Here is a 16,504-nt window from a genome sequence, read left to right on the forward strand (position 1 = left end):
CTTATCGGTGCCCTTTGTTTTTGGATCAGCACAAAGTTTGACCGACTTCGCTTTTTGATGATGTTGTCATCGCCATCTTTGATTTAAAGCAAATCTATCTTGGTTAGTGTTCGCACCGCGGCGAATTTCTACTATTCATATAAGCAGGCTCTAATTTAAAGCGATTCGTAAACGCTTAGAGCATAGATTCAGTTGCACATCAGGAGCCGTAACACATGTCAGCAACGTAAAGCCACAATAAAACCAATAACATAAAACAAGGAAGCCATTATGAAAGTCGTTCTTACCTCGCTGAGCTTAGCGATATCCCTCTCCTTCGCTGGGTATGCTTTGGCGGCATCGCCAAGAAGCGAACCTGTTTCCCCCATTTTACCTGCGCAGGAAATCCACATTGGAAAAGCCGAGTTGGGTAAAAAACTGTACTTTGATCCGCGCTTATCCAAATCAGGGTTTATCTCGTGTAACTCATGCCATAACTTGAGCATGGGCGGCAGTGATAACTTAAAAACGTCCATCGGTCATAACTGGCAACAAGGTCCAATCAACTCACCGACTGTGCTCAATTCCAGTTTGAATATCGCCCAATTTTGGGATGGTCGAGCGGCCGATCTGAAAGAGCAGGCGGGTGGGCCGATTGCCAATCCGGGTGAAATGGCTTTTACGCATACGTTAGCCATTGATGTGTTGCAATCAATCCCAGCTTACGTGAGTGAGTTTCGTCTAGTGTTTGGTAAGCCAACCCTCGATATCGATCAAGTGACCGAAGCGATTGCGGAGTTTGAAAAGACCTTAGTGACCCCATACTCACGTTTTGACCAATGGTTAATGGGGGATGATAGCGCGATAACGGCTCAAGAGCTGGCAGGCTATGAGTTGTTTAAAAACTCGGGCTGCGTGGCTTGTCATAACGGTAGTGCGTTAGGTGGTAATTCGTTCCAAAAAATGGGTTTGATTGAACCGTATCAAACCAACAATAAAGTCGAAGGACTCAGTGCGGTAACCGGCGCTGACGCCGATCGCTTTAAATTTAAAGTCCCGACACTGCGCAATGTGGCGTTAACGTATCCCTACTTCCATGACGGAGAAGCGGCCACGCTTAAAGACGCAGTGGATATCATGGGGCGTTTACAGCTAGGGCGTAAATTTACCGATGATGAAAACGGTAAGATAGTGGCTTTCTTGCATACCTTAACAGGAGAGCAACCAAGCTTTGCTTTACCCATTTTACCGCCATCCAACGACAATACACCTAAGCCTCAGCCTTTTGATTAGTTGAGGTAAGCGCCTGCTGGCTCGGTGTTTCACCTGCCAGCGGGCTTTACTATGTTTCGGGATGGCGATATCTAAACGGCTGCTACTTAAACGATCGGAGGTGGTTTAAATGGAAAAGCGAGCTGGTAAAAAAGTCCCCGCGCGCCATTGAGTATAAAAGGTAGCCCCTAAGGTAAAACCACGCAGTGCCATAAAGCTGAGCATGGCTAGCCACAGGGCGTGATTACCGTAGTGGGTCATGAACCCGTAAATGGCAAAGAAGGCGACGGCCGAAATAGCCATGCTATTTCGCATCTCTTTGCCTTTGGTCGCGCCGATAAACACACCATCCAATAGAAAACACCACACGGCGATTAATGGCATGGCGACCAGCCAAGGTAGATAATGTTCCGCCGTTGCTTGAACGCTCGGAATGTTAGTGATCATCTGGATCAGATCCGATCCAAAACCTAAGAAGATCAGGCTTAACAGCAAACAGATCATGGTAGCCCAAAAGGTACTGCTAATCATGGCAGTACGCAGTTGGCGATCATCCCTGGCACCTATTGCTTTACCGACCATGGCTTCCATCGCATAGGCAAATCCATCCATGCCATAGGAAATCATCATCAAAAAGCTCATCAGCACCGCATTAGCAGCGACGATGTCATCTCCCAACGCTGCGCCTTGAAAGGTCATAAAGCTAAATACGGCTTGCAGACAGAGTGAGCGGAGGAAGATGTCACGATTGAGCGCCACTAAACGGGAAAGCTCTTTGCTTAGAGAGGGGATAAAAGAGAAAGGGGCTGGGAGCTGATGCTGCCGCCAGTAACGCACCACGCACAGGAGGCCAAACAAGAGACCAGCATAATCGGCGATAACCGACGCAATGGCGGCTCCTTCGACTTTCAGCCCAAGCCCGAGTACCAACAGTAGATCGAGCACAATATTGGTCAGGTTAGTAATGATCACCATCCACATCGGGGCGCGGGCATTTTGCGTACCGAGTAACCAGCCCAATAGCACAAAGTTAAGGAGTGCGGCTGGAGCACTCCAAGCACGAAGGTAGAAATACGTTTCAGCGTAGGTTTTGACTTCGCTGCTGGCATCGCTGAAGTGAAAAATCAGTTCGGCGATAGGGCGATGAAACAGCAAAAACAGTGCGGCTAAACCCAGTGCAATGACGCTGCCTTGCAGTAAAACTCGAGCAAGCTGCTGTGAATTTTGCGCACCGTGCGCTTGGGCGGTTAAGCCTGTGGTCGACATGCGTAAAAAACCGAGCAGCCAGAATGTCACGCTAATCATAGTGCTGCCGAGTGCCACGCCGCCTAAATACCAAGCGTGTTCGAGATGACCGATCACCGCGGCATCGACTAAGCCGAGCAGTGGAACGGTAATGTTAGACAGCACCATAGGCAGCGCGATCGCCAGCACTTGGCGATGCACGTTCGGTTGTTTCAACGTTTGCAAAATCAGTGACACACAGAAAACCTCAGTAACGACTTGCGGTTAGTGTAACTGAGTGGGGATAGTTGGGCTATGACATGACCGAGATGGCGAGTTACCAATCCAGGTTAACAACAACAGGGGTTAAGCGTGTTTTGTAAATGCCGGAGCGTGCAATCGCGCGTTGCCAAAATTTCCAGCGATCACAATGGCGATCCAGTGGTGAGAAAGTGCGTACTGATTTCGCCCACGGCAAGCAATTGATGATGGCATCACCTGCGCAGGTAAACCCGTGGGCATAAGCTTCACAGCCCAGTTTTTGGCCTAGATAGCTGGAGGTTTTATCTCCCGCCACCACAAGGCAGGCGCTGGCTTTGGCAAAATGCAATCCGATAGAGCGCACGAAACGCGCCACTTGCTGAGCATCGCAATCGAGCAAGGCATGTTCACAGACCAACAGCACAGGAGCGAATTCAGGGATCGGCAGTTCGGCAAGTCCTTGTGGTTGCATCACATCACCACACACCAGTTGATAACGCTCACTGCGGTGAAATAGCTTCTCACGCCATAACAGGTTTTCAGTAATATCCCACTCAATCCAGTGGCAGCGGCCGTTATCAACCCGATAAAAGCGGGTGTCGAGGCCTGCGCCGACATTAATGATCCAGCCATCAGGATGAGTATCAAGAAAGTGGCGAACTTGTTGGTCACAAAGTTGAGTCAAAGTGACGTGGAGTAACTGCTTTTGAGCGATATCGCCCGTCAGGCAGTCTTGGGCTAAAGCGCAACGACGACAAGCATTGGCGGCAATCGGATCATACACCAAGCCATTATCGACCAAGCTTTCTCGGCTGCGCAGCCAAAGTGGCTGAACCAAATTCGCAGGAACTTGGTATGGGTCTGAGGTGGGTGAATCTGAGTGACGCATGCTCATCTTCCTATGCTGGGATAGGAAGATGATAATGAATCTCAAATAAGAAGGCAAGTTGTTGAGAATTTATCTCAACAAATCTTACATCCAAGTGCTGTTGCGAATGACGCCGACTGCAATGCCTTCAATGGTGAGCGATTGCGCGGCTAAATCGACTTCGATTGGCGCAAACTCTTCATTCTCCGCATGCAGGAAAACTTTGGAACCTTTGCGCTCCAGACGTTTCACAGTGACGTCATCTTCTACGCGCGCCACCACGACTTGGCCGTTGCGTACATCTTGCGTTTTGTGCACAGCAAGTAAGTCACCATCGAGGATACCGATGTTCTTCATACTTTCGCCATGTACACGCAGCAGAAAATCGGCTTGTGGGCGGAACATGCTTGGGTCTACTTGGTAGTGTGCTTCCACATGCTCTTGAGCAAGAATCGGTTCACCCGCGGCAACGCGGCCAATCAAAGGCAAGCCTATTTCGGCTTCTTCTTCGTTCGCGGCGTTATCGATGAGGATGCGGATCCCGCGTGAGGCTCCGGGCACCATTTCAATCACTTGTTTACGAGCCAGCGCTTTGAGGTGTTCTTCAGCCGCATTGGCCGAACGAAAACCCAGCTCTTTAGCAATTTCGGCGCGGGTTGGGGGCATTCCGGTTTCATCGATCTTGCTTTTGATCAGATCAAACACTTCTTGTTGGCGAGGGGTTAACGGCTTCATGAGTCACCTGTCTTTTTATACAGTTGACTGTGAGTATATCCAGTGCAATGAGAATTGCAAAGCCAATTGCTTGTTTTTTGTGTGATTGTGAAGTTAGCCACTGGATTGCGTTCTCCGTAATGGCTTCAAGGACGGTGTGGCAGCCACCCATTTCACTCGGAAATGCTGCGCATGTAAGCAATTAAATTAAAAGGTTTGACCAGTTTCTGGTATTCTTGGCGCGCAAAAAACGATACCGCACGATGGTGAGCTCTCACGTTGGCCGTGAAAGCAGACGTACTGTCGCGCTTATTTCAAGAATCTTGAGGCTTTGAACTCTATGTCTTCAGGACACCTATTATCCCGTTCACTACTGAAGTTGCCGATGTCGGTGCTGGTGAAAGGGACGGCGATTCCGTCTAATCCGATCCAAGATCTGGATATCGATACTCATAAACCGGTGATTTACGCCTTACCGTTTCGCTCCAACGTCGACCTGCTGACGTTGCAAACACATGCCAAAGAAGCTGGGCTGCCTGACCCTTTAGAGCCTTTGATGCTGAATGGCAAAGCTTTCCAGCGCTATGTGTTTATTGCTTCGCGCCCAACGCTGCTGAGTAGCGATCAGCATGTGCCGAGTGACTCTATTGCGCTGTTTTCTGAGCTGCTGACCGAACATAAGCTCGACAGTGAGTTGGATGTGCAGGTGATCCCAGCAACGGTATTATGGGGACGTAAACCGGGCAAAGAAGGGCAAGAAAGACCTTATTTGCAAGCGTTGAATGGTCCGGAGAAAGCGCTGGCCGTTTTGGCTTCTGGCCGTGACTGCTTGGTGCGTTTTAGCCCTGTCGTTTCGATGCGTTACATGGCGGATACCCACGGCACCGATGCCTCGATCGCGCACAAATTGGCTCGTGTAGCACGCATTCACTTCTCACGGCAAAAACTGGCGGCGTCAGGCCCCAATTTGCCGCAGCGAGCACAACTGTTTGCCCGCTTGATGAACTCTCCTGCGATTGAAAAAGCGATTGCGGACGAAGCGAAATCCAAACAGATCCCACTCGAAAAAGCGCGCAAAGAAGCGCACGACATCCTAGATGAAATCGCGGCGGATTTTTCCTATTCGCTGGTGAAAAAAGGCGATCGCATTTTAGGTTGGTTGTGGAACCGCATCTATCAAGGGTTAAACATCAATAACGCGGCCACCGTGCGTCGCTTGGCGCAAGATGGCCATGAAATTGTCTACGTGCCTTGTCATCGTAGCCATATGGATTACTTACTGCTTTCTTATGTGCTTTATCATGAAGGCATGGTGCCGCCGCATATTGCTGCTGGGATTAACTTGAACTTTTTCCCTGCTGGGCCGATTTTCCGCCGCGGCGGCGCGTTCTTCATTCGTCGCAGCTTTAAAGGCGCGCCACTTTATTCAACGATTTTCCGTGAATATCTTGCTGAGCTGTTTGCGAAAGGCTATTCGGTGGAATACTTCAGCGAAGGTGGCCGCTCGCGTACCGGTCGCTTGCTGCCAGCGAAAACTGGCATGTTGGCGATGACCATTCAAGCTATGTTGCGTGGTTTGAATCGTCCAGTGACTTTAGTCCCAGTCTACATCGGCTATGAGCATGTGATGGAAGTGGGTACTTACGCCAAAGAGTTACGCGGCAAACGTAAAGAGAAAGAGAATGCGGGTTTAGTGCTGCGCACGCTGCGTAAGCTGCGCAATTTTGGTCAAGGTTACGTGAACTTCGGTGAGCCGATCCCACTCAACCAGTTTTTGAATGAAACCGTACCGCAATGGACGCAAGATATTGACCCGATGGGCGAGAGCAAGCCGCAATGGATGACGCCAACGGTGAATAAACTCGCGACCCGTATGATGACGCACATCAACGATGCGGCTGCGGTGAATGCGATGACCTTGTGTGCGACGGCGCTGCTGGCTTCGCGTCAGCGTGCCTTGGCGCGTGACAACCTGATTAAGCAGGTGGATTGTTACTTATCACTGCTGCGCAATGTGCCGTATTCAGCCACTTCGACGCTGCCGAGTGAGAGTGCAGAAAAGCTGGTTGAACATGCGGAGTCGTTGGATAAGTTTGTGGTGGAAACCGACACCATGGGCGACATTATTTCGCTGGATCGCAACCAATCGATCCTGATGACTTATTATCGCAACAACATTATCCACCTGTTGGCTCTGCCATCGCTGATCGCTCAGTTGTTGATTCGTCAGCAAAGCGTATCGCTGGAAAAGGTGCAAGCGACCGTTGCACAAATCTATCCTTTCCTGAAACAAGAGCTGTTTTTGCGTTTTGAGCCAGAAGAACTCAACGATCTGGTACTGCGTTATGTGGCAGAGCTAGCCCGCCAAGGTTTGGTCACGGTGGAAGGGAAAACCGTCACCCTGAATCAAGCGCAAACTCAAGTGCTGATGCTGCTGGGGCGCATTATCTCCGAAACGCTGCAGCGTTATGCGATTGCGCTGAACCTGCTGGTGAGCTGCCCGCATTTGGGTAAAGCAGAGCTGGAAGAGAAGAGTCAGGAAGTGGCGCAGCGTCTTGGTCGTTTGCATGGCATTAATGCGCCTGAGTTCTTTGACAAAGGGGTATTTGCTTCGCTGTTCGTGACGTTGCAAGAGCAGGGATATCTCGATGATCAAGGCCGCTGCGTATTAGAAACGGCGAAGCCGCTCTCTCGCCAGCTTTATGCACTGATCTACCCAGAAGTGCGCATGACGATTCAAGAAAGCTTGTGTCAGGTTGACGCGTAGCGATTGTGTTCTAGCCAATCGAACCGAATGAAAAAGGCATCCTGCGGATGCCTTTTCTTTTACCTTAAGCTGGGATTACCAAACGCTGAGCAGAATGCCTGCGGTGATGGCCATTCCTACATAGTTGTTATTTAAAAACGCCTGAAAACAAGGCATACGTTCGCGATAACGGATCAAATGTTGTTGGTAAGCAAACAGCCCCGCTGCGATCAGTAGACCCCAGTAGTAACTGGTGCCAAGCGCTAAACCTTGGCCTAGAGCGACCAGTAAACTCAAAGTGGCCAATTGCAGTAGGCCAATGATGCGTTTATCCCAACGCCCGAATAAGATCGCAGTCGATTTGATGCCAATTTTCACATCATCATCTCGGTCTACCATAGCGTATTGGGTGTCGTAAGCAATTGTCCATAACGCATTAATCAAAAACAGTACCCAGACTTGTGGAGGCAGCGTATCTGCTTGAGCAGCCCAAGCCATAGGAATCGACCAACTGAACGCGAGGCCAAGCACCAGTTGAGGCAGGTGAGTGAAGCGCTTCATAAACGGGTAAATAAAGGCTAACAGAATGCCGATAAAAGAGAGCTGGATAGTTAGGGTATTCATAGTCAACACGAGTAAGAACGAGCTGACAGCAAGAAGAACAAATAACAGTAAGGCTTCTTTGGCCGAAACTAACCCTGCGGGCAATGGACGTTGGCTCGTGCGCTTCACATGGCCATCGACATGGCGGTCGGCGTAATCGTTGATCACACACCCAGCTGAGCGCATTAAAAAAACCCCTAACACAAACACGACTAAGACGCGAAGATCCGGCAAGCCTTGAGCGGCTAAAAGCAGCGCCCACAGAGTAGGCCAAAGTAAGAGTAGGGAGCCAATCGGGCGATCCATGCGCATCAGTTGCCAGTAAGCGCGCGCTTTAACAGCGGTCATTTACACTCTCTCCTTAGAGTAAATCGGGGATGTGGCGAGAAACAGCTCCGTCACTAACATGGGTTTGTTGTTCATCCATAAGCGAGAGCGACGGGCTAATAGTCGTCCGAGTTCTGTCTCTACCCAGCCAACTTGCAGTGCATCTCGCTTAACATTATCCGCACTAAATACGGTGAGACCTAGTGGAATTTTCCCTTGTTGGGTGAAATCAAACGGCTGATTGTGCATGGATGAGCGCGGGATCAAGGTATGGCCAAATACCCAAGGTTGTTGGTCGCCATAAATAATCACTTGGCGCAGAAGATACTCTTCAGAGGCGAGCAACTGAGTCTCATCATAGCTCAGGGTGTCCGCCGGCATGATTTGGTTACTTAATAAGTCTACGGTCAGATGCTCACACTGCGTCGCCATTCGGCGCGAAAGAGAGCCTTGTTCGAGTAGCCATTGCTGAGCTAAAGGGGCTGGAAATTCAATGTCATCAGGCTGTTGCCAAGTGACGCGATTCAGTGCGGCTAAATAGAGCGAAGTTAATTGATTCATACTATTATTCAATTTGACGCTTTACCCGATTACCCTAGCTACCTGCAATACCACCGAGTTTGGGTATACAATAAAGCTCAGATTTTGATTCCAAACCAAAGAGTTCGAACGCGGAAAGCATTTTATTTACCAAATGGATGCTCTATTGTAACAAGACTCCGGCGGTTCGAGTATTGCGAACAGAATAAAGAGCAGACAGAAATATGCTAAAACGTTACGTCGTCCAAATAATGCTCGCTTTGAGCTTCATTGTTCCTTTTCATAGCCATGCGGAAGAGAAATCTGCTGTACCTCAGTTGGCTTATTTCACTTTAGAACCTGATCTCACCACCAATTTTTTTACCAAAGGTAACAAATTGGGTTATATCCAAGTACGGATCGATATTATGGTCGCCAATGCTGCAGATCTCCCCGTTGTGGAGCAGCATCAACCTTTGATTCGTGATGCCGTGGTTGAGCTGCTCGGTAAGCAAACCGAAGACACCATCAAATCCTTAGCAGGCCGTGAGGATTTGCGTAAGTCGCTTGTCAATCGCCTCAACAACATCCTGTTGCCAGAGGTAGGGCGTACTGTGATCGCGGATCTGCTGTTTACGAAATACATCTACCAATAATCGGCTTGTGTTGGGTGCATCGCTCAGCGACGAGTCAGTAAACAAAAAGCGGCGGTTGCCGCTTTTTTACTCTCAGAGTATCGATGTCTGCTGCATCATGGTTTCACCCAACTCAGGCTCAAAAACTCTCCCATTCTTCATCGTGCGCGACCTGCATAACGGGTTGTGCTCTCGAGCTGGCTTTGGCCGTGATTTTTGCTGGCGTTTTAGCGATGTGGCTGGCCGGATGTCGAGTCACAGGTGCGGATTGCGGGCGCTTATTGACCGCTTTCAGCGGTGATGGGGCGCTCGTGTCCTGATCTGGCAATCTGAACATAGCGACATGGTCATAGAGCTGCTCGGCCTGTGCTAATAGGCTTTCTGAAGCCGCGGCTGCCTCTTCGACGAGTGCGGCATTTTGCTGGGTCATCTCATCCATCTGATTGACCGCTTGGTTCACTTCATTGATCCCCGTTGCCTGCTCGGCTGACGCAGAGGCGATATCGGCCATCAAATCATGGACTCGTTTGATCGACACGACTATGTCTTTCATGGTGCTGCCGGAGCGATCCACCAATTCATTCCCATTGCTGATTTTACTCACTGAATCTGAGATGAGCGCCTTAATATCTTTCGCTGCATTGGCTGAGCGCTGTGCGAGTGAGCGTACTTCGGAGGCGACAACGGAAAATCCGCGGCCTTGTTCACCGGCTCTAGCGGCCTCTACCGCGGCATTGAGTGCCAGAATATTGGTTTGGAAAGCAATACCATCGATCACACCTATAATATCGGCGATCTTTTGCGCGGATTCGTTAATCGAGGCCATAGTCACTACCACTTGCTCAATCAGTTCTCCACCGCTGGCGGCGATTTCCGTGGCTTTACCCGCAAGGATGTTCGCCTGCATGGCGTTATCCGAGTTTTGTCGCACCGTGCTGTTTAGCTCTTCCATGCTGGAGGCCGTTTGCTCAAGATTGGAGGCTTGTTGCTCGGTTCGGCTAGAGAGGTCGGTATTGCCATTGGAAATCTCCGTCGCTGCTAGCTTGATGGTCGCGGCGACGCTGTTGATGTCAGTAATGATTTGACGCAATGTGACAATGAATTGACTGATCACCTCACCGAGCTCAGCAAATTCACCTTCAAAAGGATGCGTGAGTTGTGCACTGAGATCGCCGCTGGAGAGCGCCGTCATGACGCGTTTGACTTCATTGACCACCATCTTACGCTGAGTCACGTTGGTGGCATATTTGACAACCTTATACGGTTTACCCTCGCTGTCCATAATCGGGTTATAGCTGGCTTGGATCCAGATCTCTTTCCCCCCTTTGCCGAAACGTTTGTATTCGTCGACAAAAAATTCGCCGGAGCGCAAACGTTGCCAGAAATGTTGGTACTCTTGACTCTGTTTATACTGCTCATCGACAAACATGCTGTGGTGCCGCCCTTGGATCTCATCCAACTGATAGCCCACCGTTTGCAGAAAATTCTGATTTGCAGTCAGAATGGTACCATCGAGCGTAAATTCAATCACGGCTTGGGTGAGATTGACCGCATTCATTTGACCACTACGGTCAATTTTTTCCAGCTTGGCCGCAGTGATATCTTGCAACAGTACCACCACGTTTTGTAATTGACCGTTTATCGCCTTGATGGGATACAGATCCGCTTTTATCCAGATTGCCTCTTGCGAGCGGCTGAGCTGTAATTCGGCAGAAACAGGGTGTCCTTTTTTGGCATCCTGCAGCAAGCGCTGCACAGATGGCTGCTGATGAGTGCGCCATAAGTTCGCAAAATCCGCTCCGACCATAGCCTCAGCCGATACCCGACAGAGATGAGCAAACGCATCATTGGCATAGCAAATCGTGCCGTTGGGCTCACATTCTAACAGTGCCAGATGCTCACGAATCACCTGAACAAAAGCTTGATTGACTTGGGGTGTGAGGTCTGATTCTGGCGTGGTGAGCGCAAGGTCAGTTTGATAAGGCGCAACCTGTGGTTCTTGCTGTAATGCCGTCGTCTCGGTTGTTACCGGAGATTGCATCAGCGGGTCTGGCTTAACCTCCGCTGGCTGCGTCGGATGATGTGGTGCTGTAGAGAAAAGACGTGCCAATAAACCCATAACCTGCTCTCCTTGGATGGGACCAACTGATGTTTTTATTTCCCTTTTCTACTTGAAGCGGTCACGCTGGAGGCCGTGTTCGTTTCGTCCAGTCACAGAGTTTATCTATGCTTGTAACGATGGTCTCACTGGCCCTCTGCCGTCGCAGCAAGTTGTTAGGGCATGCGATCATTGATCGCGTGATCTTATGGCAACACTAAGGCACAACGCAGTCAGGACAGCACAGAACTGACAAGCATTATGTTGCACATTCGATACTAACTCATAGCAGAGGTTTGGTGATTAGTACAAGTCGGTGAGCCGTTTTACGATCAGCATACGTGCTGACCTTGATCACGACTCAAAGAGAAGCGGCGCAAGAAAAGAGGAAATGCTTAAGCTTGTTGGTCGCGTTGGCTGTCGAACCATGCCAGTACGACACCGCTGATTAAGCCAGCTAAATGAGCGGTATTGGCAATCGCCATAAACGGCTGCACATAACCTAACACTAACCAGATCAGCATAAAGCCCATCAAGGATCTTGGAATGGATAAACCCAGTTGGGGGGCGCGCTGACCAAGAATCCACAGGTACCCAGCCAAAGAATAGACAACACCGGATAGGCCTCCAAAATTCACGCCTTCAACCCAGTATTGACCGGCACCAGAGATAATCGCGGACACCACAAACAGCTTAATCAGTCTGACACTGCCAAGGCGCTGTTCAAGATCGCCCCCAAATTGCCACCACCAGAGTAAGTTAAAGGCAATATGCATGACGGAAAAGTGCAGTAAAGCATGACTGACCCAGCGCCAAATTTGCCATTGCTGGCTAGCAAGAGCGGGAAAATGTAATGCATTAAACACCGCATCTCCCGCACCAAACGTTTGCAGAGTAAAGATGATGATGCACAGCGCCATAATAAACAGCGTAAACACTCCAGCTTTGGCTTTAATCAGACTGAGTAAATTGGGCGATGCGTAATGAAATTGGGGGCGCTTTTGATCAGCGACTTCCCATGAGGCGGCTTGGTATTTTTCCGCATAAGGGTTCTCTAAAAACAGCGCGAGTTCAGCTTGTGCGGTTTCGATGTGTTGATCTTGGATTATCCAAAGAGTGAACTGACCACCTGCATCCGGCATCATCTGAATTTCAATGTGGTGGGCGGCCATGTAATCGATAAAAGCTTGTGCCGCACGCGGATTGTTAAAAGTGGTCAGTAAATGCATTAGTCCTTAACTCGCTTCGATGGGGAGATTGGCACGATGCCAGGCTTCAAAGCCGCCATCGACACTATACACCTCTTCAAATCCTTGGTTAACCAGATATTGGGCTGCGCCTTGGCTACTTACCCCGTGATAACACATGACTAAAACCGGCTGATCAAACTCAGCTTGTTCCATGAATTGAACCATGGATTGGTTCGTCAGGTGGTAAGCGTTTTTAGCATGAGCGAGTTGAAAAGATTGTGGGTCGCGAATATCGACTAAATGAGCCTGTTTCTGCTCCATCATGGCTTGTGCTGCATTAACGTCGATGTGTAAAAAATGGTCCATAGGTTTGCTCTCATTTGGCATGCCGAATCGGACTAAGTGTAACCTATTCAAGTTTAGACAAGTACTGGACAAGAGTAGGGTTATCCACTTGTGATTAAAATGACAGCACCTGTGGGTAATCCTGTGAATTGCGTTGATAAAGTGGTTTTGTGATTTTCGATCCACAATATGTAGCGATGATCCTGATTTTGCTGTGGGTAATTTTGAAAGTATCCCCAATCGATGAATTGTAATAAAGCCTTGAAATAGGCGGTTTGATGACAGTGAATAAAGAAATTTGTCACAGAGTTATCCACAGGTCGATTTGCGCAACGAGATCCCGAGTGCGATCTAAAATCGGATCACTGCAGCGCGATTGAACGTTTGAGTGGAGTCTATTTCGTGTGAAGTCACAGGAAGGGGGAAAGGCACAAACCAAGAATGACCTGCACGGGCAAGTCATTCGCTCACTTATCGAAGCTTGAGTGACGATGAGCTTAGTGCAAAAGAGAGGTTAATAAGGCCACTATGCTCTCGCAGCAAAGCAGCCACTATTTGATCTTGATGATATGTCCGCACTCTCTGCAGATGTAGACTTCTTTAATACCAATCAGCTTTTGCCACAGTGTGCGCCGTTTACGTTGCAAATGATTCGTGTGAGTACAATTGAGCATAATATATAAGTTAACCATGAAAAATTGTTACGAATATTACATTTGCTGCATAGGAAATGAAAGTGATCTTGGTTCAATAAAATGCTATGAAATTAAATTAATAAAATTGTCATTTATCTATTCTAAACAATACCTTAGAGTTGTTGTTGGTAATTTTGATAACCTCGCCGAGAGGGAGTGAACGAAGCTGTGCAACTTTCTCACTGATGAGATGGGTGAACATAGGTTCATTGCGTTTTCCACGGTGGGGGACGGGGGCTAAATAGGGACAGTCCGTTTCTAAAATTACGTAGTTGAGATCGAGTTGCGGGATCACTTGATCCATGCCGCTATTTTTAAAAGTACTGACTCCGCCAATGCCGAGATGAAAACCAAGATCATTGATCGCTTTTGCCTCGTCGACACTGCCGCCAAAGCAGTGAAAAACACCGCGTAAGCGACCATCTTGCGCTTGCTTGAGTAATGCTAATGTCTCGTTGAGCGAATCTCGGGTGTGAATGACCACGGGCAAATCCAGCTCTTTTGCCCAGTTGAGTTGGGTTAAAAACGCCATTTCTTGTTCGGCTTTAAAAGTCTTATCCCAATATAGGTCGATACCGATTTCGCCTACGGCAATAAAAGTGTGGCGAGAAAACCACTCATAAATGGTCGCTAAAGTCTGTTTTACATTGGCATCCACATAGCAAGGGTGGAGTCCCATCATCGAATGGCAAAGATCTGGGTAGGCTTTTTCTGTTGCCAACATGGGCGCAATGGAATTGAGGTCAATATTAGGCATCAAGATTTTTTCAATACCGACTTGTCTAGCGCGAGCGATCACCTCATCGCGGTCATGGTCAAATTCACTGGCATAAACGTGGGCATGGGTATCAATCATCGCATCATCTCAACATTCGGTTTTGTGGCGAGTATACGTGAGTGTGAGCACGAGGTCATTTTTGGCTTTTTCCTGCTTTGCCGCTAGCATGCCGAGCCGAGAGTGATATGATTTTGCCCAGCACTTCCCTCAGAACCTGATTTTTCAGGCACTGACCACATAAGAAGGAGAATAGAGTGTCGGTATCCATTCAAGGTCAATTTCCTGGGCGTCGTTTACGCCGCCTGCGTAAACATGATTTCAGCCGTCGCCTTGTGGCCGAAAACCAGTTGTCGGTGAACGATCTGATCTACCCGATGTTTATTTTGATGGGTAAAGATCGCCGTGAAAAAGTCGATTCCATGCCGGGCGTAGAACGTTTATCCATCGATTTAATGCTGGAAGAAGCACAATACCTCGCTAACCTCGGTGTGCCTGCGATTGCTCTGTTTCCTGTGGTCAATCAGGATGCGAAAAGCCTATGTGCTGCCGAAGCTTACAACCCTGAAGGCTTAGTTCAACGCGCAGTGCGTGCGTTGAAAGAGCATGTGCCGCAAATGGGCGTGATCACTGATGTGGCGTTGGATCCATTCACAACTCATGGACAAGACGGCATCATCGATGAGCAAGGTTATGTGTTGAATGATGAAACAACGGAAGTGCTAGTGAAGCAAGCACTGTCGCATGCTCAAGCTGGTGCGGATGTAGTTGCCCCTTCCGATATGATGGATGGCCGCATCGGGCGTATTCGTCAAGCATTGGAAGAGGCGGGGTACATTCATACTCAAATCATGGCTTATTCCGCTAAATATGCCTCGAATTACTATGGGCCATTCCGTGATGCGGTCGGGTCATCTGCGAATTTAAAAGGTGGCAACAAGAAAAACTACCAAATGGACCCCGCCAATTCCGATGAAGCTTTGCATGAAGTCGCGATGGACATCAATGAAGGCGCGGACATGGTGATGGTGAAACCCGGCATGCCCTATCTGGATGTGGTGCGTCGAGTCAAAACCGAATTGCAGGTACCGACCTTCGCTTACCAAGTTTCCGGTGAGTATGCGATGCACAAAGCGGCAATCATGAATGGTTGGTTGAAAGAGCGGGAAACGGTATTCGAATCTTTACTCTGCTTCAAACGTGCAGGTGCAGATGGCATTTTGACTTACTTTGCGAAAGAGGTGGCTGAGTGGCTGGCGGAAGACAGCGCAAAAGCCGCGCAGTTCTTACCTAAAAAGTAAAGAATACACCGCGCTAATAAAGCAAAGCTCAAGGCTGACGTAAGTCAGCCTTTTTAACATCTCTAAACCACTGTTTTTAGCGATGGCGATTGTTTGAGGAAAAATGATGTTAATTCGTGAAGGTTCCCTGAGTGAAATTGTACAAATCGTTGAAAAAATTCATGAGTTTGCGCAGAAAGAGACGGAACAGAGCTTACAAGCTCGGCTGAACGATAAGACTTGCTTAGTGCTCGTTGCAGAAAATGAGAGCGAATTGCTAGGTTTTAAAATGGGTTACGAGCTCGATAATAAAACGTTCTACAGCTGGTTTGGTGGTGTGACTCCTGCCGCACGAGGGCATGGTGTCGCGCAGCGCTTACTTGACGTTCAAGAAAAATGGGCGTTAGAGCAGGGGTATCAACGTATCAAAGTGAAATCGCGCAATCAGTTTCCCGCCATGTTACGGTTGTTGATAAAAAATGGTTATCTCATTGAAAATTATGATAAAAAAGAATCCATCGTCGAGAGCCGAATCCACTTTGTTAAAGTGCTCTAAAAAATAAATGAGATTTTTTCTCATTTGGGTGTTGACTATTAAATGAGAACTATTATTATTAACCACGTCTTAGGGAACAAGTGAAGGTTCACCAGGACGTTAAGTCACCCTTTATCGAGTCATCGATATGTGGTAGCGAAACGGCCGAACTTAAGCAGGTTCTTTTTGACACGACATTGCTCACATTGCTTCCAGTGTAATTTTTAGCTTTTTGGTAAAGCGAATCAAAAAATTGGCTTTGACCTTGTTTGCTAGGCGACATCTTCGGGTGTCGCTTTTTCTTTTTGTGGCTCTCGCCCATGAAGTTATCCACTGAAGCTTAATATTATCCCAGCAACGAGTGGACAAGTATGAAGTTTCACTGCACTCATCCACTGGTCAATCCATCACGTAAGCAGAGTGAGCAAAAGGGCAGCG

General features: G+C 48.5%; 14 protein-coding genes. 5 read left to right on the top strand and 9 right to left on the bottom strand.

What is annotated here, in order from left to right; genetic code table 11:
- Positions 1-270 precede the first annotated feature (270 nt).
- Positions 271-1,272: a cytochrome-c peroxidase gene (locus GOU96_RS06615; protein WP_002162628.1), complete on the top strand. Its 1,002-nt coding sequence runs from the start codon at positions 271-273 to the stop codon at positions 1,270-1,272.
- Between the two features lie 105 nt (positions 1,273-1,377).
- Here GOU96_RS06615 and dinF read toward each other — a convergent pair whose 3' ends face one another.
- The 3 genes from dinF to lexA all read right to left on the bottom strand — a co-directional run bounded on the left by dinF (position 1,378) and on the right by lexA (position 4,339).
- On the bottom strand, positions 1,378-2,733 hold the full coding sequence (dinF, locus tag GOU96_RS06620; protein ID WP_267781631.1) for an MATE family efflux transporter DinF: 1,356 nt from the start codon (positions 2,731-2,733) through the stop codon (positions 1,378-1,380).
- A gap of 79 nt (positions 2,734-2,812) precedes the next feature.
- A complete protein-coding gene (locus tag GOU96_RS06625) occupies positions 2,813-3,625 on the bottom strand; it encodes a class I SAM-dependent methyltransferase (RefSeq protein WP_001216392.1) in 813 nt (270 codons plus the stop codon).
- An 84-nt stretch (positions 3,626-3,709) separates the two neighbouring features.
- The gene (gene lexA, locus GOU96_RS06630) at positions 3,710-4,339 is read right to left on the bottom strand and encodes a transcriptional repressor LexA (protein WP_069647603.1); all 630 of its coding nucleotides are present in this window, start codon (positions 4,337-4,339) and stop codon (positions 3,710-3,712) included.
- Positions 4,340-4,658: 319 nt separating this feature from the next.
- Between lexA and plsB the strand changes: the two genes are divergently transcribed.
- Positions 4,659-7,085 (top strand): glycerol-3-phosphate 1-O-acyltransferase PlsB, encoded by a 2,427-nt coding sequence (gene plsB / locus GOU96_RS06635; RefSeq protein ID WP_114762556.1) that lies wholly within the window; start codon positions 4,659-4,661, stop codon positions 7,083-7,085.
- Between the two features lie 75 nt (positions 7,086-7,160).
- Here the strand turns inward: plsB and ubiA are convergent, their stop codons facing one another.
- Both ubiA and GOU96_RS06645 read right to left on the bottom strand, forming a co-directional pair.
- A complete protein-coding gene (ubiA, locus tag GOU96_RS06640) occupies positions 7,161-8,015 on the bottom strand; it encodes a 4-hydroxybenzoate octaprenyltransferase (RefSeq protein WP_076008321.1) in 855 nt (284 codons plus the stop codon).
- Positions 8,016-8,555: a chorismate lyase gene (locus tag GOU96_RS06645; RefSeq protein ID WP_001072876.1), complete on the bottom strand. Its 540-nt coding sequence runs from the start codon at positions 8,553-8,555 to the stop codon at positions 8,016-8,018. It lies immediately after the preceding gene.
- A 203-nt stretch (positions 8,556-8,758) separates the two neighbouring features.
- Between GOU96_RS06645 and GOU96_RS06650 the strand changes: the two genes are divergently transcribed.
- A complete protein-coding gene (locus tag GOU96_RS06650; RefSeq protein ID WP_000920145.1) occupies positions 8,759-9,169 on the top strand; it encodes a flagellar basal body-associated protein FliL in 411 nt (136 codons plus the stop codon).
- Between the two features lie 118 nt (positions 9,170-9,287).
- Here the strand turns inward: GOU96_RS06650 and GOU96_RS06655 are convergent, their stop codons facing one another.
- The 4 genes from GOU96_RS06655 to GOU96_RS06670 form a co-directional block, all read right to left on the bottom strand.
- Positions 9,288-11,267 (bottom strand): methyl-accepting chemotaxis protein, encoded by a 1,980-nt coding sequence (locus tag GOU96_RS06655; RefSeq protein ID WP_258503124.1) that lies wholly within the window; start codon positions 11,265-11,267, stop codon positions 9,288-9,290.
- A gap of 374 nt (positions 11,268-11,641) precedes the next feature.
- Entirely contained in the window at positions 11,642-12,475 is an 834-nt protein-coding gene (gene glpG, locus GOU96_RS06660) for a rhomboid family intramembrane serine protease GlpG (protein WP_267781635.1), read from the bottom strand.
- Positions 12,476-12,481: 6 nt separating this feature from the next.
- Positions 12,482-12,802, bottom strand: a complete 321-nt coding sequence (gene glpE, locus GOU96_RS06665) for a thiosulfate sulfurtransferase GlpE (RefSeq protein WP_000349529.1) — start codon at positions 12,800-12,802, stop codon at positions 12,482-12,484.
- Between the two features lie 762 nt (positions 12,803-13,564).
- Complete coding sequence (locus tag GOU96_RS06670; RefSeq protein ID WP_033928967.1) at positions 13,565-14,332, bottom strand: TatD family hydrolase; 768 nt, start codon at positions 14,330-14,332, stop codon at positions 13,565-13,567.
- Positions 14,333-14,508: 176 nt separating this feature from the next.
- Here GOU96_RS06670 and hemB point away from each other — a divergent pair, with 176 nt between their 5' ends.
- A complete protein-coding gene (hemB, locus tag GOU96_RS06675) occupies positions 14,509-15,552 on the top strand; it encodes a porphobilinogen synthase (protein WP_000116550.1) in 1,044 nt (347 codons plus the stop codon).
- A gap of 106 nt (positions 15,553-15,658) precedes the next feature.
- Positions 15,659-16,087 (top strand): GNAT family N-acetyltransferase, encoded by a 429-nt coding sequence (locus GOU96_RS06680; protein ID WP_042989729.1) that lies wholly within the window; start codon positions 15,659-15,661, stop codon positions 16,085-16,087.
- The last annotated feature ends 417 nt before the right edge of the window (positions 16,088-16,504 follow it).

The organism is Vibrio sp. R-1 (assembly GCF_035615595.1).
Classification (GTDB): Bacteria; Pseudomonadota; Gammaproteobacteria; order Enterobacterales; family Vibrionaceae; genus Vibrio; species Vibrio cholerae.